Genomic DNA, 16,058 nt, shown 5'->3' on the forward strand with positions numbered 1-16,058 from the left:
GAGGGGGCGCCCCCTCCCGGCGGTTCCTGCGGGGATGATCAGAAGTAGGTGTAGCGGTAGGACTTGTAGGCCCTCAGGCTGGAGGAGGACAGCACGGAGTACACCACGCGGCTCTTGTCGGCGTTGGCCTCGATGACGGCGTAGCTGCTGCCCACCTTGCCCAGGAAGAGCATGGTGTGGCCGCTTTTCAGGAAGATGTCGCCGGGGAGCATCTCGGAGCGGCTGATCTGTTTGAACAGGGAAGAGGAGAGCATCTGGTCGGTGTTCTTGCTGGTGGATGTGCCGCAGCCTGTATTCAGGGCGGTGCACACCAGGTAGGAGCAGTCGATGCCCTTGGCGGTGGTGTTGGTCCGGGTGACCTTCTTCCCGTTGCTCTGCACCGTGTAGTTGGTGGTCATGCTCTTGGTGGTGATGCCGCTTCTGAGCTGCTGCAGCCATCTCATGTCGTCATAGGTTCGTCCCGCCATGGAGTAGGGGATGCCGGTGTAGGTCTTCCCGGCCAGGAACTTCCGGCTTGCCGTGCCGTCGGTGGCGGTGGTGGTGTTGTAGACCCCTCCGGAGCTCTTCCAGGTGGGGAAGTCGCAGGGGGCGGTCCACTGCACGGTGGCCATCTGCACGGCCTTGTCGCAGGCGGCGATCCGGCGGGAGTCGGAGGTCAGGCTGCGGTAATTGACACCGGTGTAGGCGGCGTAGCCGGAGAGGGTGGGGGTGGGAGGCGTGACGCTGACCGGCTCCAGCTTCCACTTCATGGCGTTGGTGCCGTCATAGTGGTAGCCGACGAGCTTGGTGCCGTCCACGGTGCGGTTCATCCACAGGTTCAGCCACAGTCCGGTTTTTACATTGCGGAAGCTGTAGAAGGAGCCGCTCTGGTAGACCTCCCACAAAGAGCACTGGTCACCCTCCCGCCAGGTGGCCAGGGTCAGCTGGTTGCCGTCGTTGGGATTGGCCGCCCAGCAGTTCAGGCAGACGTTGGGCGCGTTGGAGGGGGAAATCGTGTACTGTCCGCCCCCGCGGTCCGTCAGATTGTAAATCTCCCAGGGCTCCCGGTTCCAGGTGTCCAGCACTAAGCAGGCAGTACCGTCGCCGGCGGTGGAGCCAAACTGGTTATTGGCACCCTTGGCGGGGTTGGAGGCGGCCAGAATCCCGTAGGCGCCGTTTTTGGGGTAGGCCCGGGGCCCGGGGGTGAAGGTGGAGGTGGACTCGCTGACGCGGATCATGTTCCAGCTCTGGGCATCACGATAGCCGTTTCTCTGGTAGTTCAGCACGGGGTTCCCGGTGGCGCTTTCGCCGTGAGCCGTGTCCATAGCCAGACCGGTTTTCCGGTTCACCAGCACATACTGGGAGCCGTCGGGAATGGCCATCCACTGCACCGCCGGGTCGGAGGTACTGGTTTTGGACAGCTTCAGCTGGCAGTCATTGCTCTGCCCGGCGATGTAGTAGCCCGGGTGGGACAGGGGAGCCAGGGAGAAATAGACAGAGGTGCCGCTGACCGGGGTCAGGATCCAGATCTCGTTGAGCTGGAAATTCATTCCATCCAGGACCAGACCCTGGCCCACCTGGTCAAACTGCAGATTCAAAGCCTGGTAGACGTCCCGGTAGCAGCCGATCCACCAGAGGCCCCGTTCCATTCGGACTGCCATGGAAAGGGCGGTGGTCGTCTCCGACACGTTGGCGGTGATGCCGGCGGTGGAGGGGGCTGCCCCCAGTTCCAGATCCACAGCCCCGGCGGCCGGTTCCAGAACCGACACCAGGGACAGTGCCGCCAGGGCGGCGCACATCTGCCGGCGCAGACGGGGGGAATACAGGTAGTTTTTCATGGTTGAATTCTCCTCTCAATGTTTTTCCGTGTCATTTTTGGAGGAGCGGCGGCGCAGGAATTCCTCAATGGCCTCGTCCTCCTCGGTTTTGCTGTCTTCCAGATGTTCCATCAGGGCGTCCAGCGCCCGGTTCAGGGACGGCTCCACGGCAATCAGCAGCAGCCCCCAGGCAACGCAGATGCAGGCTGCCATGGCCATGGCCCCGGCGTCGTCAAGGTGCCAGGCCCGGCCCTGCAGGGCGTTCACCCCGGCGGCCACCCCATTCCACAGCAGGGGGGAGAGCAGCGCGGCAATGCCGATTCTGCTCAGCAGGCTGCCGGAGTTCGGGGCGGAAGGCTCCTCAGGCTCATCCTCCAAACTGACGGGGGGACGCAGGGCGTCCTGCACCTCCATCACTTCCATCTGCAGACCGGCCAGCCGGGCGTTCAGCTCCTCCGCCTTCCGCGCAAGCTGCTTGTGTTCCTGCTCCAGCCCCTTCAGGACCTCCTGGCCCTCGCACTGGAGATTCAATATGGTTTCCAGATAGTCGGTGAGTTCCTTGCGGTCATCCATGACAAAGTCTCCTTCTGTGATTGTGTGCCGGCGGGCCGGCTCTGTTTCTGCCCTCCCGGGGCGTCTGTTTTCGTTAAGAGAACCCTCTGTACATACGATACCGGAACGGGAAGACAATGGAAACGGGCGGGGGTGCCCTGTTTTTTCCCCGGGATGTCTGATTTTTTTCCGGGCCGTCATTGCGGCGGTTCGGGGGGTTCCGGCTCCTGCCGCGCAATCAGCCACGCGGCGGAGCAGTCATTCTCCGGCTCTCCCAGCAGCTCCGGACTGCCCAGCAGCTCCGGGTGCTCCTCCGGCTCCGGCAGGATGGCGAAGGCCTCCGGCATATCGCCGGTCAGCAGGAACAGGGCGCGGTCAGCGGGCTGGACCTGGCGGTAAAACCGCAGGTCGCGGAACATGGTGTCGCCCATGGTCAGGCCGGCGGCGCCGGGGGACAGGCCCCGCTGGGCATAGGAGAAGGTGAACCAGTCGCCGTCATCGTCCGGCTTTCCCACCACGATGCCGTCCCCCAGATGGAACAGACAGCAGCGGCCCTGCCGGTCCATGGCGGCGGCCATCACCCTGCAGCCGAAGCCGGCGGGGTCGGCGCCCGCCTTTTTGGCGGCGTAGGTCAGCACCTCCGTGATCAGGCCGTCCACCTCCATCCGCAGCACCTCCGGCGCTTCCAGCAGGCAGCGCTCAAAGTGGACGGACAGATACTCCGCCAGGGCATCTGCGGTCAGCCGGGCCGCCGCCTGGCCGTTGGCGCAGCCGCTGCCGCCGCTGCACACCACCGCCGCCTTCCAGTCGCCGCAGTCCTGCTCCATCACCGCGTCCCAGCTGTTCTCCGGCAGACATTCGTGACATTTGCCGGCGCGGGACAAAGATCCGCTTTTCAACATGTGTGTGTCACCTCCGTTTGAGATGCTTCCATTATAAATGTTGAGGCGGCGGGAATACTTTCCCGCGTCTGGGGAACTTTCCCGGATTTTCGGGGGTTTTTCCAAAAACGCGGGAAGGTTTTTTCCGGCGCGGTGTGCTATAATGGCCCCATCCTGAAAAAACACAGAAGGAGGGACCTCTCATGCGTCACCCGCAAAGCTTCACCGCCGCCGTCCGGGCGGAGATTGACCGCTGCGTGGAACGGCAGATTGCCAACGCCAACGAGCAGCTGGACCGCCTGCAGACCGCTCAGGAGCTGCGCCGGTTCCTGACCGACGAAACAAAGATGGCCACACCCGGCTTTGTCCTCCGCCGGTACATCCAGACCCGGGGAAAGCTGCCCCTGCCGGAGGAGTGCCCGGACCTGAGCCGCGGCGGAAACGTGCCCTGGACCTGCCAGGCCGTGCGGCAGGCGGCGGTGGAGCTGAGCGTCATCGGCCGGGAACGCCACGGCCTGGGGATCACCCCGGAGGCGTGGGAGCGGTACCTGACGGCGGACATGCCCCAGGGCCCCCAGCGGGAGACGCTGTTCCAGCTGGCCGTGGTGGCCGGCATGGACCGCCAGGCCACCACGGAGCTGCTGATGGCCTGCGGGCAGCCCTCCTACAACCTGCGCAGCCCGCTGGAGCTGATCTGCTGGTTCTGCCAGTTCCTCCCCGGCCTCTACACCTGGAAGGACATCCGGAGACTGCTGGAAAAGTACCGGGAGTGCTCCGCGGAGGCGGAACAAAACCCCGGCGGCATCAGCCGACAGGAGGAACCCACCGGCGATACCACCCGTCTGATCAGCTGGAGCGTGGACGAGATTCTGGGAACCGGCGATCCCCCGGCGGACGCCGAGCGGGAGCTGGTGGAGCTGATGGTGAAAAACCGCGGGGGGATGAGAGGTTACTCCGGGACGGCCCGCAAAAAGTACCTCCGGCTGCTGGATTACCTGACGGTTCTGTACCGCACCAACCCCCACAGGCTGACCAGCACCATGTTCAAAAGCCAGGGATGGAATTTTGAGGATGTCTTCCAGACGAAAACAGGCCCGCGGTACGTGTTCCGGGGCGAGGAGGAAGAGGAGGGCGCTCCCCGGCAGGAGGACGACCGGCTTGACGGGGCCATGGGGAAAATCGCCCTGTTCTGCAAGGGGTACAACAAGCGCATCAGCGCCATCCGGAACAGCTCCGTCCGGGGCGGTGCGGAGGCGGAATACTGGAAGGCCGTGCAGCGCTGGGACATCCTGCTGCTGGGGTACTTCCTCATCACCGGCTATATGGACGCCCCGGAGGAGAGCCGGCAGGCGATGTGGGCGCTGACGGAAAAGGGCGGACCCATGGACCGGCGGATGACGCTGCTCCGGGACGATCTCAGCGAGCTGGGCCGGGAGTGCGGCCTGCGGGAAAAGCAGGTGCTGTGCTGCCGGGTGCTCAACGAGCTGCTGGCGGGGTTCGGCTTTTACTCCCTCTACGTGCCCGGCCCCTTTGACCGCTTCATTCTCCTGTGCCTGCTGACAGACCAACCGGCCTGGACCAGCCGGTATCTGCTGAGGGACCCGAAGCTGACCTGAACAATGGCGGGAGGACTGACATGAACGAGAGAAGACTTTCCCTGGCTCTGCCGGCGGGAACGGTGCTCTGCCGGGGCCGGGACCGGTACATCCTGGGCGGGGTTACCGGCTTTGGCGGCACCTCGCTGTTCTACACCGCAAAAAAAGAGGGCAGCACCCTGCCCTTCGGCATCAAGGAGTGCTGCCCTGCGGAAATGACCAGATACCTGCGTCGGGAGGGCGGCGTCCTGACCGGCGTCAGCGCCCAGGCGGAGCACGCCCTGGGGGAAGCGCGGAAGCGGATGATGCGGGAGACGGAAATCAGCCGGAATGTGGCTGCCGTCAGCGCCCAGACCATCCCCGTGTGGGAGGCGCCCCGGGATTCCGCTGTGGAGACGGCGGCGGGGAGGACCCCTGCCCCGGCAGGCAGCTTCCTGATTCTGCGGGACATGAGCAGCGTGGGCATGTTCCTGCCCCAGCTGCTGGAGGAGTGCGCCCTGCCTCCGGCGGAGGGCCATCCCCTCCGCACCGGCGGGCGGCCCCACATCCACACCGCCGCCTGCATTCTGGAGCAGGCCCTTCAGGCGCTGGAGCTGGTCCACAAGGCCGGGTATCTTTACGGCGACATGCAGGTGCAGAACGTCTTCTTCGCCGGCGCCCGGCCGGAAAAGGGGAAGATCGGCCTTGCCTGCCTGCTGGACTTCGGCTGCGCCCGCCCCCTGACGGACCGGGCGGGAGGCGGGCAGGAGACGGCCCGCATCGAAGACCGCATGGTGTTCAGCACCCCGGGCTATACCGCTCCGGAGATTCTCTGGCACAATGACGGCAATCTCCGGCTGACCCCCGCGGCGGACGTCTACTCCGCCGGGCGGCTGCTGCTGTTTTTGCTGCGGGGCCGCACCTACTTTGAAAACGGCCGGGACCGGCTGCTGACGGAGCAGGCGTCCCTGGGCTGCGTGCTCCCCTATGAGGGGGAGCGGCTGGGCTGCTCGGCCAGAAGCCTGCGGCTGCTCCAGCGGATTCTGGACCGGTCCCTGGAGCCGGAGCGGGAGAAGCGCTACCAGACCGCGGCGGCGATGCTGGAAGAGGTGGAGGAGCTGGCCTGGATGACCCGCTCGCCCACGGACCGGCTGTCCCTGTCCTGCCCCGCGCTGCCGGATGAGGAATTCCTGCCCCGGGAGGAAAAGCTGGCGGAGATCAACCGCTGCCTGGAGCGGCGCCGCAAGCCGGTGGTGGTGTGGGGCTTTGCCGGCATGGGCAAGACGGAGCTGGCGCTGAAATTCGCCCAGAAGTATACCCGGGGCCAGGCCTACGCCGTCCGCTTCCGGAACTCCGTGCGCCAAACGGTCACCGGCCCCATTGCCGACGCCTTCAGCGGCTATGACCGGCGGGACATCCACGGCCGGGAGAAGCCGGAGGAGCAGATCTACCGGGAGGTGATGAAGCGGCTGGGGGAGCGGAGCGAAAACGACCTGCTGATTCTGGACAACATGGACGGCGATGAGGGCGGCTTTGATGTGCTGCGGGGGGAGCCGGCCTTCCGGGACCTGTGCGCCCTGCCCATGGGGCTGGTGGTGACCACCCGCTCCCCGGCGGAGGGGGGCGTGGAGGTGGACGCCATGCCTCTGCCGCAGCTGCGGCAGCTGCTGCGCCGGTTCGCGCCGGAGTTGTCCGATGAGATGGCGGACGCCCTGATCCGCGCCGTGGAGGGCCACACCCTGACGGTGGAGCTGATGGGCCGCACCCTGAAAACCAGCATCCCCCGCCTTTCCCCGGAGGCGCTGCTGGAAAAGCTGACCCGGGGGGACCTGGACAGCGGCGCACTGGCGAAGGTGGCCAGCCCCAAGGACCGGGAGGGCCGGATGGAGCGCATCCAGGGCCACCTGACAGCCCTGTTCCGGCTTTCCAACCTGCCGCCGGAGGAGAAGCGGCTGCTGGCCTACGCCCTGCCCGTCTCCCCGGAGGGCCTGGCGGCGGAGGACTTCGCTCAGGTTCCGGGCTTCGACCAGGACGTTTTGCTGCGGCTCATGGACCGGGGCTGGATCCGCCGCGGCGAAGACGACGTCCTGACCATGCACCCCCTGGTGCAGGAGATCGGCCTGCGGGAGCTGGACTTTGACCCGGAGGACATCCGACGGTTTGCCGCCCAGCTATATCTGCGGACGGAATCCGGAATGGCGCTGACCCGCCGCCGGAGAAACGCCTATATCGCGGCCACCATCGGCCTGGACGCGTTTGTGTGGCAGTCCGGGCGGATCTGCCAGTGGGCCCTTGTCCGGGGCTGGACGGAGGAGGCGGCCGCCCTCTCGGAGCATACGCTGCGGTGCGTCGGTGACTGTCCGGGCCGGAACCTGCAGTCTGCCGCCATGACCAATGAACTGTGCGCCAACGCCCTGGGGCGGCAGAAGAAGGTGAAATACCTGGTGTCGCTGGACCGGAACCCTCCGATCCATCCGCCCCGGGAGGGGCAGATGCAGCATCCCCCGGAGGACGCCGAGCGGCGGGCGATGGACTGGCTGTACAGGGTGGCGGACGCGGACTGGCTCAACCTCCTGACCGACGCGGTGCGGATTTATGAGGAAGAGCGCCCGGAGGACGTTCCGCGGGTTTACGGGGACCTGGCCGCCCTTGCCGCGGCGGACGCATACCGAAAACTGCGGGAGTCGGACTTTGAGGAAGCGGTCCTCTGGCGCAGGGCCCACGGCATCCCCACACCGCAGACATGAACACTGCGCGGCAGGCCCGGAGGGGACCTGCGGAAAGGAGCGGCACCGATGATGGGATTTGCGCTGGCTGCCGGCATCTGCTATGGCATCGCCTGTCTGATGATGGGCGTTGTGATGCTGTCCGGCCTGGTGTATTGCGTGATCGTGCTGGGCGTTTTTTCCCTGACCCAGTGGATCATCGGGCTGGTACTGGAGAGCGTCACCGGAAAACGGCCGGCGTGGCTGTTTTCCGAGACCGCTTTCACCGTGGAGGTGCTGCTGATTGTGGCGCTGGCGGTGGGCTACGCGTGTGTGCCCCTGCACCCGGCCCGCATGAAGGCGGAGACCGTCGCCCTGGTCTGCGACACGGCACAGACCGCCCCCGACAGCGGCCAGGCCAGATTTTCCCACCGGGAGAACGTGGACAACCTGGTGGAAGCCCTGAGCGGTATCCGGGTATCCCATGTTTTTACCACCGGCAGGGAGGTTCTGGAACAGGCTCAGAACAGAAAGGCCGGGAAATACTATTTCTATGACGGCAGCGGAAAGCTGGTCAAAAGAATCGCCGTCGCCCCGGGGCTGCTGGGCGTTTCCAACCGGCAGGACGGGAAGTTCACCTGGTACGATCTGGACAGGCAGGACCGGGAGGCCCTGGAGCGGATGATCCGGAACCTGGACGCTGCCGAGAGCCGCTGCCGCACGGAGGACGCCAACGGGGAGGCCCTGGCGGCCCTGCGGGGCAGCTTCCGGTACGGGGAGGGCACCTATTGGTTCACCGTCCCGGAGTTCCGGGCGGAGGAGTGGAACATTGAACTCTCCGCCTTTGAGCGGACCTTCACAAAGACGGTGCTGAAAAGCAGCGGCTACGTGATGCGGACCGGGGACGAGACCGGCACCGGATACTTCCTGACGGAGCAGACCGAAAACCGGGCGTGGCAGGCCGGAGAGACCTATTCCTTCCGGCTGGAGGACCGAACCTATGAGGGCGTTTATTGCACCGTGACCCTGGACGGGAGCGAATTCAGGCTGGACTTTCCCGACCCGGCCCCCGCGTATCGGGCCGACCGGGACAACCCGGTGATCTACTACATCTGCTGACTGCCGCGGTGAGATAGTATAAACCAACAGCGGCGGAACACCTGATGGGCGGAGTCTTTTGAAGGACCATATGAAGGAGATGTTGTTGGAAAACGGCATTTTTCTCTGCAGCAACAGAAGAAACCCCTGAAACCGTTGCGGTTTCAGGGGTTTATGGTTGCGGAGACAGGACTTGAACCTGCGACCTCCGGGTTATGAGCCCGACGAGCTACCAACTGCTCTACTCCGCGATATCAAATTGTGGTGCCGGTGACCGGACTCGAACCGGTACGGTATTGCTACCAGAGGATTTTAAGTCCGCCGTGTCTACCGATTTCACCACACCGGCAAATCATCAGCATTACAATATTACCACTGTGACCGCCGGTTGTCAACACCAAATTCACCGTCACCGGAAAATATTTTTCGCCCCCGTTCCCGTGTCTTTGCGGCGGCGGCCGCATATACTGATGGAAATGCCAGTTTGAAGGAGGAGAGAAAGATGTCTGTACTGCGCTGCGGGGATGTGGATGATCTGATCTATCAGGACAGCTGGATGATCAGCGACCGGTGAGGGCGGACTGCCGCCCCGGGTACTTAACAGATGGTGCCGCCGCCCACCACGGTGTCGCCGTCATAAAACACCACCGCCTGTCCCGGCGTAATGGCCCGCTGGGGCCGGTCAAACACCACCCGGACCCGGCCGTCGGTCAGGGGGTACAGCATGGCGGCGTCCTCCCGCTGGGAGTGGCGGGTTCTGGCGGTGACGGCCATGGCTTCCGTCAGGCGCTCCACGGAGATCAGGTTCACCCGCTCCGCCGTCAGCTCCATGGAGAACAGGGCTTCGTTGGGGCCCAGCACCACGGCGTTCCGGGACAAGTCCTTCCGCAGGACGTACACCGGCGCGCCGGCGCTGACGCCCAGACCCTTCCGCTGGCCGATGGTGTAGCACTCCTGGCCCTTGTGGCGGCCCAGCACCCGGCCGGTTTGATCCACAAAGTCGCCGGGGGCGCCGGTGACGCCCCGGCAGCGGAGGAAGGCGGTGTAATCCCCGCCGGGGATGAAGCAGATGTCCTGACTGTCGGGCCGGTGGGCGCAGGGGATGCCCCGCTGCTCCAACAAAGCACGGACGGCGGCCTTGTCCCGGTCCCCCACCGGCAGCAGCAGGTGGGACAGCTGGCGCTGGGTCAACTGATAGAGGAAGTAGGTCTGGTCCTTGGCCCGGTCCTGCCCCCGCAGCAGCTGCCAGCGGCCGCCGGCCGGATCGAAGCGCACCTGGGCGTAGTGGCCGGTGGCGATGTAGTCGGCGCCCTGCTCCAGTGCCCAGTCCAGCATGGCGCCGAACTTGATCTCCCGGTTGCAGTCCACGCAGGGGTTGGGAGTCCGCCCGGCGGCGTATTCCGCGGCGAAGCGGTCCATGACCTCCCGGGCGAACCGCTGCCGCAGATCCAGCACCCGGTGGGGGATGCCCAGCGCGGCGGCGGTTTCCCGGGCGGAGCGGAGGTCGTCGCCTTCCGCCGGCTGATCCGGCTGCAGGCACATGGTGACGCCGGTGACGTCATACCCGGCCTGCTGCAGTAGCAGCGCCGCGCCGGCGCTGTCCACGCCGCCGCTCATGCCGACAAATACCCGCTTTTTCATGGAAACAGTCCTCCTTTTGGGTGGTGGGTCACTCCTCCTCCCGCAGGAGGAAGGCGGCAGGGGGCAGGGCATCCGCCAGCCCCAGCAGTGTGGGGTTGAAGCCGCCGGCGCCGTCGGCGGGCAGGTCCGCCTCCGGGGGGCGGCCCACCTGCCGGTCCGGCAGGGAGAGGGTGACGGTGCTGCCCTCACCGGGCCGGGTCTCCGCCACCATGCTGCCGCCGTGGGCCTGAGCGATGCGGCGGCACAGCAGCAGCCCCAGGCCCAGGCCGTGGGGCGGCAGGGCGGAGGGCCCCTCCTGCCGGAGACAGTGGGTGAACAGGGTGGGCAGCAGCTCCGCCGGAATCCCGCTGCCGGTGTCCCACACCGACAGCAGCACGCGGCCGGAGGCGCGCCGAAGCTCCACCGTGACGGAGCCGCCGGCGGGGGTGAATTTGAAGGCGTTGGACAGCAGCTGCAGCAGCAGATGCTCATAGCTGTCCCGGTCCACGGCGCAGACGTGGGCGGGCAGGGTGCAGCGGAACGTGACGTTCAGCTCCAGCAGCGCCCCCAGGGAGACGCACCGGCGGCAGACCTGCTCTGTGAGAGCCACAATGTCCCGGTCTGCCGGATACAGGGGACTTCCGCCCTGCAGCCGGGCCGCCATGGTGAGATTGGCGGCCAGCCGCCCCAGCCGGTAACAGCCCTGGTCCAGCAGGGCCGCCCGGGCGTCCAGCGCCGGGTCCCCGTCCCGGTCCTCCGGCGGGGCCAGGGCCGCCGCGGCGGCGGGGATGCCCTCCATGGCGCTGCGGAGCTGGGCAGCCGTCCGGGCAAGCAGCTGCTCCGCAGATCCCAACTCGTCTTGTTCCATGGTCCACGCTCCTTTGCTTGCTGAGGGTAGCATTCACACAAAGGTGGCCGGTGAACCGTGGAAAACGCTGCCTGAATTAACAGAATCATAGCAAACGCCGGGAGAAAAAACAAGGATTCCCGGCGGATTTGCCGGCAGCGGACGAAAAAGGGGGAGGATCGGGTCAAAACGATTGCGCAAACGTCGCCTTATAAAAAACGGACAAAAAGTTTGCGCAAATATCGTTACTTTTTTACGCAAATAATGAAGCAAAATGAAAATCCAGGCGTTATAATGAAAATGGACAGACCGGCGGAGGCCGGAAAACGGGAAAACGTGAAATCGTGGAGGTACGCAATATGGCGATCAAAGTTGGCATCAATGGTTTTGGCCGCATTGGCCGCGTGGCCCTGCGGGTCATGGTGGAGAGAGGCTGCAACTCCTATCAGATCTGCGGCATCAACCTGCGCAACGCGGATCTGGATTATATGGTTTATCAGGTGAAGTATGACTCGGTGTTCCGTACCTTTACGGGCATTGTGGAGCGGGATGACAAGCACCTGATTGTCAATGGCAAGAAGATTCGGGTTTACAGCGAGTCTGACGCCGCCAATATCCCCTGGGATGACTGCGGCGCGGAGTACATCATCGAGTCCACCGGTGCCTACTGCACCACGGAGAAGGCCTCCGCCCACTTCAAGCACGGCGCGAAGAAGGTCATTATCTCCGCCCCCTCCAAGGATGACGTGACCCCCACCTTCGTCATGGGCGTCAACCATCTGAAATATGAGCCCACCATGGACGTGGTGTCCAACGCCTCCTGCACTACCAACTGCCTGGCCCCCATGACCAAGGTCATCAACGATACCTTCGGCATTGAGCAGGCCCTCATGAGCACCATCCACGCCGCCACCGCCAAGCAGAAGGCCGTGGACTCCCGCGCCGGCCGTGACTGGCGGACGGGCCGCAGCGTCATGGGCAACATCATCCCCTCCACCACCGGCGCCGCCAAGGCCGTGGGCCTGGTGATTCCGGAGCTGAAGGGCAAGATGACGGGCATGAGCTTCCGCGTTCCCACCAACGATGTGTCCGTGGTGGACCTGACCGCCCGGCTGAAGCACCCCGCCTCCTACCATGACGTGTGCGTGGCCATGGAGAACGCCGCCCACAACAGCATGCGGGGCATCATCTCCTACACCACCGATCAGGTGGTGTCCTCCGACCTCACCGGCTTCTCCGAGACCTGCATTTTCGACGAGACCGCCGGCATCATGCTGGACAACAACTTTGTCAAGCTGATTGCCTGGTATGACAACGAGTGGGGCTACACCAACAAGATCCTGGACCTGATGGCCCATATGTATCAGGTGGATAACCAGTAACAAAGGCGAAAGTGCTCCCTTTCCGGCACGTGGCCGGAAAGGGAGCGCTTTTCTGAACCGCCGGGTATGGCGGAAACAGGGGGAAGGAACGGATATGATGTGGGTGATCATAGCGGCTGCAGTCATCGTTTTCGCGGTCTGGAAGATCGCCAATGGGCGTGCGGAAGGTCCCCGGGGACCTTCCTCTCAACAGGGAAGCGGCGCCGGCAGGCCCAATCCCGCGGCGTTCCGCTGCCCCAATTGCGGAAGCCCCGTGAAAATCAGCGGCAGGCAATGGGAGTGCGGCTGGTGCGGCGATTATGGATATTTCCGCTGAACGGACCGCTTTTGTGAGAATGCCGGGGATCAACCGGGCGCAGACAGTGAAAAAAGGCTCCGGCGAAAGCCGGAGCCTTTTGCTCGTCGAAAAAACGAGGCATTGTTTTGATTATTATTCGTCGGCGCCGTCAGTCTCGATGAGGCCGTAGCCGCCCCGGTTGCGGCGGTAGACGATGCTCAGGGCGTTGGTCTCCTCGCTGCGGAACACGAAGAAGGAGTGGTCCAGCAGGTTCATCTGCAGAATGGCCTCCTCGGTGCTCATGGGCTTCACGGAGAAGCGCTTGGTGCGCACCACGTCGAACTCCTTCTCCTCGGCCACCTCGAAATCGTCCTCAGGGGCGGAGACCGGCAGGGCCTCGCTGCGCAGCTTCTTGGCGAGGCGGGTCTTGTTCTTCAGGATCTGGCGCTCAATGTAGCCGCAGGCCGCGTCCACGGCACCGCGCATGTCGCCGTCGGGGGCCTCCGTCTGGGCGCGGAGCAGCGTTCCGGCGCCGCGGATGGTAATCTCAGCGGAGCAGAGGTGATTCTTCTCCACGGAGAAGGTTACGAAAGCAGTCGGCTCCTCCTGAAAATAGCGATCCAGCTTGGAAATCTTCTTCTCGGCATAGTCCTTGATGGAATCGTTCAGGGAGACTTTCTTGCAGGAAAAGGTACACTTCATAGTTATCGCTCCTTTCGTATGGCGGGGAGGATGGCCCCCTCACCGTATAACCAGTATAGCACAGGAAAGCGCCGTTGAAAAGGGGGCGGGGGATTCTCTTTTCAAAAAGTTCAAATCTGGGGAAAGGCGGCGTAAAAAGGAGCCGTCCGTCCCGGAGGACAGGCGGCTCAAGCGGGTGGGATATTGGAAAGCTTCCGGGAAACAGCATACCGCACTGCCGGCGAAAAAGCGGTCGAAACCGGGGAAGCGGAAAGAAAAAAACAGCGCGGAGCGCTGTTTTTTTGCGCGTGGGGCCTGCCGGCCCGGTTTTTCGCCCCGGAACCGGAAAAAAACCATCTCCGGAGCGGCGCTCCGGAGATGGCGGGTGCTTATTTTCTGCGGCGGCCGCCCCGCTTGCCGTCAATGTTGCGGTTCAGGTCCGCCATCTTTCCCTCGGAGGCGGTCATGAACTGCTTCAGCTTGTCCTCGAAGGACAGGTCGGCGGAGGGGGCCAGCGTCTGCTGGGGCGCCCGGGCGAACCGGGGGGCGCCGCCGGCGGGACGGGGCTGCTGCGCCGGCCGGGGGGCGCGGGGGGCTGCGGCGGGGCGGGGTTCCGGAGGCAGCGCCTTTTTGATGGACAGATTGATTTTTCCGTTTTCCGTGGACAGGACCTTGACATTGACGGTCTGCCCCTCCTGCAGGAAATCGTGGACGTCATTGACGAAGGTGTTGGCGATCTCCGAGATGTGTACCAGCCCGGATCTGCCGTTGCCCAACGCCACGAAGGCGCCGAACTTCATGATTGCGGTGACTTTTCCTTCCAGAATGCTCCCAACCTCAGGCTCCATGTGTTCTACTTTTTCTCCTTCCGCGATGTTTCAACGCGGCGCCGCCGGAGGACCCCACACAAATGGCCCGCCGGGCGGACACCGGTCAGTTGCTGGTGTCGTAAAAAACCTTTTCGTTCGGTTCCACCAGGCCCAGCTCATCCCTGGCGATTTTTTTCATCTCTTCCTCGCTGCCGCCGTGGTCGATGCTCTCCTGCAGGGCGTCGTTTTCCTGCTGGCGGAGGGCCACCTGCGCGGCCAGCTGCTGCTGCTGTGCTCTGGCTGCCTCCATCTGTCCCTGCAGATGGTACAGCTGAAATCCCAGGGCCGCCAGCAGCACGCACAGCAGCACCTTGGTGAAAAAGCCGGCCCGGACTGGCGGACGCTTTTCCGTTTTTGCCATGGCTGACGCCCCCTCTCTCCCGGCGGGATGGGCCCATCCCGCCATTTTTCCTTATTGTATAGCATTTGCGGGCAAAATAAAAGAACTTTTTGCAGCGGACGGTGATTTTTTTCCCGAGTCCCACCGCCTTCCACGCCGGAAGGACCAGCAGCCGGAGGGCCAGGGACAGCGTGTCCGCCCAGAAATCCCACACCGGCCGCAGCACCGGAGACGGCAGCGTGAAGTACAGCGTCCCGCCCCCCGCCAGCCCCAGCAGCACGTACAGCCGGGGGACCCCCTCCACCTGCCGCAGCAGAAAGAGGAACGTCACCGTCAGCGCCGCGGCGCAGTAGGCGCCGTCGGCCAGGAACGTGAGCCGGGGATGCCGCAGCCGCAGCGGCCGCAGCAGGTCATACAGCAGGGCGATGCCCGCCCCCAGCAGGATGGACCGGCCGAAGGTGGCCAGCTGGACGGAGATCTCATTGCCCATGTCAGCCGAACAGGCGGCGCAGCAGGCCGCCCCGCCCTCCGTCATCCTCCTCGTAGGAGATGGAGTCCACCCGGCCGTCCACGTGAAGCTCCCCGCCCTCCAGAGAGAGCTGGCCGATGTGGAGGCCCTCGCCTGTCACCGTCAGCACGCCGGCGGAGGTGGTCATGACGATGCCCGTCTCGTCAAAGCGCTCCACATCCTCCACGCCGGAGACGGTCAGTCGTTCCCGCCCCTCCAGCTCCAGCCGGTGGGCGGCGTAATTCGCGGCATAGTCGTTGTTCATCGGTCGTCCCTCCCTGCCGCCAGTGTATGCGGCGGGCAGGGGGCTTAGACCTCTTTGTACAGGGCGGCGGCCTCCGCCTGGCGCACGTTCTCCTGCACCGACACCACCTCCACCGTCACGGTGCGCACGCCGAAGCGCAGGGAGATCACGTCCCCCACCTTCACGTCATAGGACGCCCGGGCGGGCTTGCCGTTCACCGTCACCAGCCCGTTGTCGCAGGCCTCGTTGGCCACGGTGCGGCGCTTGATGAGCCGGGACACCTTCAGATATTTGTCCAGTCGCATGACAGTTCCTCCAATGAAAGACTGCCGGCACGCAGACGTACCGGCAGTCGGAAATTCAGACAGCTTACTTCGCCACGGCGTCCTTCAGGGCCTTGCCGGCCTTGAACACGGGGACGGAGGAGGCGGGGATCTCGATGGCCTCCTTGGTCTTGGGGTTGCGGCCGGTACGGGCGGCGCGCTTCTTCACCTCGAAGGAGCCAAAGCCCACCAGCTGCACCTTCTCGCCTTCCTGCAGGGCGGCGGTGATGGTGTCCACGGCGGCGGTGATGACAGCCTCGGCGTCCTTCTTGGAGACGTCGGCGGCGGCGGCAACGGCATTGATCAGTTCAGCTTTGTTCATAAGAAATTCCTCCTGTTGTTTTCCTCAGTATGATGAAAT

At 64.5% G+C, this 16,058-nt stretch carries 16 protein-coding genes, 2 tRNA genes and 1 pseudogene; 5 read left to right on the forward strand and 14 right to left on the reverse strand.

Annotated features, from left to right (window positions below):
• Positions 1 to 38 precede the first annotated feature (38 nt).
• The 3 genes from SOX55_RS02400 to SOX55_RS02410 form a co-directional block, all read right to left on the reverse strand.
• The gene (locus SOX55_RS02400; RefSeq protein WP_325285838.1) at positions 39 to 1,817 is read right to left on the reverse strand and encodes an RICIN domain-containing protein; all 1,779 of its coding nucleotides are present in this window, start codon (positions 1,815 to 1,817) and stop codon (positions 39 to 41) included.
• Positions 1,818 to 1,832: 15 nt separating this feature from the next.
• The gene (locus SOX55_RS02405) at positions 1,833 to 2,369 is read right to left on the reverse strand and encodes a hypothetical protein (protein ID WP_325285839.1); all 537 of its coding nucleotides are present in this window, start codon (positions 2,367 to 2,369) and stop codon (positions 1,833 to 1,835) included.
• A 176-nt stretch (positions 2,370 to 2,545) separates the two neighbouring features.
• On the reverse strand, positions 2,546 to 3,250 hold the full coding sequence (locus SOX55_RS02410; RefSeq protein ID WP_325285840.1) for a protein phosphatase 2C domain-containing protein: 705 nt from the start codon (positions 3,248 to 3,250) through the stop codon (positions 2,546 to 2,548).
• Positions 3,251 to 3,432: 182 nt separating this feature from the next.
• Here SOX55_RS02410 and SOX55_RS02415 point away from each other — a divergent pair, with 182 nt between their 5' ends.
• The 3 genes from SOX55_RS02415 to SOX55_RS02425 are packed head-to-tail and all read left to right on the forward strand — an operon-like array spanning position 3,433 to position 8,627.
• Positions 3,433 to 4,845, forward strand: coding sequence for a hypothetical protein (locus SOX55_RS02415; protein ID WP_325285841.1), 1,413 nt, complete (start codon positions 3,433 to 3,435; stop codon positions 4,843 to 4,845).
• A gap of 20 nt (positions 4,846 to 4,865) precedes the next feature.
• Entirely contained in the window at positions 4,866 to 7,550 is a 2,685-nt protein-coding gene (locus SOX55_RS02420; protein WP_325285842.1) for a protein kinase domain-containing protein, read from the forward strand.
• Between the two features lie 48 nt (positions 7,551 to 7,598).
• Entirely contained in the window at positions 7,599 to 8,627 is a 1,029-nt protein-coding gene (locus SOX55_RS02425) for a hypothetical protein (RefSeq protein ID WP_325285843.1), read from the forward strand.
• A gap of 154 nt (positions 8,628 to 8,781) precedes the next feature.
• Here SOX55_RS02425 and SOX55_RS02430 read toward each other — a convergent pair.
• The 4 genes from SOX55_RS02430 to SOX55_RS02445 form a co-directional block, all read right to left on the reverse strand.
• Positions 8,782 to 8,857: transfer RNA gene (locus SOX55_RS02430), tRNA-Met, on the reverse strand.
• A gap of 11 nt (positions 8,858 to 8,868) precedes the next feature.
• Positions 8,869 to 8,955, reverse strand: a tRNA-Leu gene (locus SOX55_RS02435).
• 248 nt (positions 8,956 to 9,203) lie between these two features.
• A complete protein-coding gene (gene mnmA / locus SOX55_RS02440) occupies positions 9,204 to 10,247 on the reverse strand; it encodes a tRNA 2-thiouridine(34) synthase MnmA (RefSeq protein ID WP_325285844.1) in 1,044 nt (347 codons plus the stop codon).
• A gap of 28 nt (positions 10,248 to 10,275) precedes the next feature.
• A complete protein-coding gene (locus SOX55_RS02445; RefSeq protein ID WP_325285845.1) occupies positions 10,276 to 11,094 on the reverse strand; it encodes a sensor histidine kinase in 819 nt (272 codons plus the stop codon).
• Between the two features lie 338 nt (positions 11,095 to 11,432).
• Between SOX55_RS02445 and gap the strand changes: the two genes are divergently transcribed.
• The gene (gene gap, locus SOX55_RS02450; protein WP_325285846.1) at positions 11,433 to 12,455 is read left to right on the forward strand and encodes a type I glyceraldehyde-3-phosphate dehydrogenase; all 1,023 of its coding nucleotides are present in this window, start codon (positions 11,433 to 11,435) and stop codon (positions 12,453 to 12,455) included.
• Between the two features lie 430 nt (positions 12,456 to 12,885).
• On the opposite strand, the gene hpf is transcribed toward gap, so the two are convergent.
• The 3 genes from hpf to SOX55_RS02465 all read right to left on the reverse strand — a co-directional run bounded on the left by hpf (position 12,886) and on the right by SOX55_RS02465 (position 14,643).
• The gene (hpf, locus tag SOX55_RS02455) at positions 12,886 to 13,434 is read right to left on the reverse strand and encodes a ribosome hibernation-promoting factor, HPF/YfiA family (RefSeq protein ID WP_325285847.1); all 549 of its coding nucleotides are present in this window, start codon (positions 13,432 to 13,434) and stop codon (positions 12,886 to 12,888) included.
• 368 nt (positions 13,435 to 13,802) lie between these two features.
• The gene (locus SOX55_RS02460) at positions 13,803 to 14,261 is read right to left on the reverse strand and encodes a S1 RNA-binding domain-containing protein (protein ID WP_325285848.1); all 459 of its coding nucleotides are present in this window, start codon (positions 14,259 to 14,261) and stop codon (positions 13,803 to 13,805) included.
• Positions 14,262 to 14,346: 85 nt separating this feature from the next.
• A complete protein-coding gene (locus tag SOX55_RS02465; RefSeq protein ID WP_325285849.1) occupies positions 14,347 to 14,643 on the reverse strand; it encodes a septum formation initiator family protein in 297 nt (98 codons plus the stop codon).
• Positions 14,644 to 14,744: 101 nt separating this feature from the next.
• Between SOX55_RS02465 and SOX55_RS02470 the strand changes: the two genes are divergently transcribed.
• Entirely contained in the window at positions 14,745 to 14,975 is a 231-nt protein-coding gene (locus SOX55_RS02470) for a hypothetical protein (RefSeq protein ID WP_325285850.1), read from the forward strand.
• Here the strand turns inward: SOX55_RS02470 and yabQ are convergent.
• From yabQ to SOX55_RS02485, 4 genes and pseudogenes are all read right to left on the reverse strand, one after another.
• Positions 14,909 to 15,157: pseudogene (gene yabQ / locus SOX55_RS11095) on the reverse strand (spore cortex biosynthesis protein YabQ); the annotation flags it as partial. The gene SOX55_RS02470 and the pseudogene yabQ sit on opposite strands and share 67 nt — an antisense overlap.
• Positions 15,114 to 15,395, reverse strand: a complete 282-nt coding sequence (locus SOX55_RS02475; RefSeq protein WP_325285851.1) for a YabP/YqfC family sporulation protein — start codon at positions 15,393 to 15,395, stop codon at positions 15,114 to 15,116. The pseudogene yabQ and the gene SOX55_RS02475, both read right to left, overlap by 44 nt.
• 44 nt (positions 15,396 to 15,439) lie before the next feature.
• The gene (locus SOX55_RS02480) at positions 15,440 to 15,679 is read right to left on the reverse strand and encodes an RNA-binding S4 domain-containing protein (RefSeq protein WP_325285852.1); all 240 of its coding nucleotides are present in this window, start codon (positions 15,677 to 15,679) and stop codon (positions 15,440 to 15,442) included.
• Positions 15,680 to 15,743: 64 nt separating this feature from the next.
• A complete protein-coding gene (locus SOX55_RS02485) occupies positions 15,744 to 16,019 on the reverse strand; it encodes an HU family DNA-binding protein (protein WP_325285853.1) in 276 nt (91 codons plus the stop codon).
• Positions 16,020 to 16,058 lie beyond the last annotated feature (39 nt).

It is taken from the genome of Dysosmobacter sp. (assembly GCF_034093755.1).
Lineage (GTDB): Bacteria > Bacillota > Clostridia > Oscillospirales > Oscillospiraceae > Oscillibacter.

Coding starts and splice junctions, on each gene's coding strand:
- SOX55_RS02410 (WP_325285840.1), bottom strand. CDS start 3,250: ATGTTGAAAAGCGGATCTTTGTCCCGCGCCGGCAAATGTCACGAATGT.
- SOX55_RS02415 (WP_325285841.1), top strand. CDS start 3,433: ATGCGTCACCCGCAAAGCTTCACCGCCGCCGTCCGGGCGGAGATTGAC.
- SOX55_RS02465 (WP_325285849.1), bottom strand. CDS start 14,643: ATGGCAAAAACGGAAAAGCGTCCGCCAGTCCGGGCCGGCTTTTTCACC.
- mnmA (WP_325285844.1), bottom strand. CDS start 10,247: ATGAAAAAGCGGGTATTTGTCGGCATGAGCGGCGGCGTGGACAGCGCC.
- SOX55_RS02405 (WP_325285839.1), bottom strand. CDS start 2,369: ATGGATGACCGCAAGGAACTCACCGACTATCTGGAAACCATATTGAAT.
- SOX55_RS02400 (WP_325285838.1), bottom strand. CDS start 1,817: ATGAAAAACTACCTGTATTCCCCCCGTCTGCGCCGGCAGATGTGCGCC.
- hpf (WP_325285847.1), bottom strand. CDS start 13,434: ATGAAGTGTACCTTTTCCTGCAAGAAAGTCTCCCTGAACGATTCCATC.
- SOX55_RS02425 (WP_325285843.1), top strand. CDS start 7,599: ATGATGGGATTTGCGCTGGCTGCCGGCATCTGCTATGGCATCGCCTGT.
- gap (WP_325285846.1), top strand. CDS start 11,433: ATGGCGATCAAAGTTGGCATCAATGGTTTTGGCCGCATTGGCCGCGTG.
- SOX55_RS02480 (WP_325285852.1), bottom strand. CDS start 15,679: ATGCGACTGGACAAATATCTGAAGGTGTCCCGGCTCATCAAGCGCCGC.
- SOX55_RS02445 (WP_325285845.1), bottom strand. CDS start 11,094: ATGGAACAAGACGAGTTGGGATCTGCGGAGCAGCTGCTTGCCCGGACG.
- SOX55_RS02485 (WP_325285853.1), bottom strand. CDS start 16,019: ATGAACAAAGCTGAACTGATCAATGCCGTTGCCGCCGCCGCCGACGTC.
- SOX55_RS02475 (WP_325285851.1), bottom strand. CDS start 15,395: ATGAACAACGACTATGCCGCGAATTACGCCGCCCACCGGCTGGAGCTG.
- SOX55_RS02420 (WP_325285842.1), top strand. CDS start 4,866: ATGAACGAGAGAAGACTTTCCCTGGCTCTGCCGGCGGGAACGGTGCTC.
- SOX55_RS02460 (WP_325285848.1), bottom strand. CDS start 14,261: ATGGAGCCTGAGGTTGGGAGCATTCTGGAAGGAAAAGTCACCGCAATC.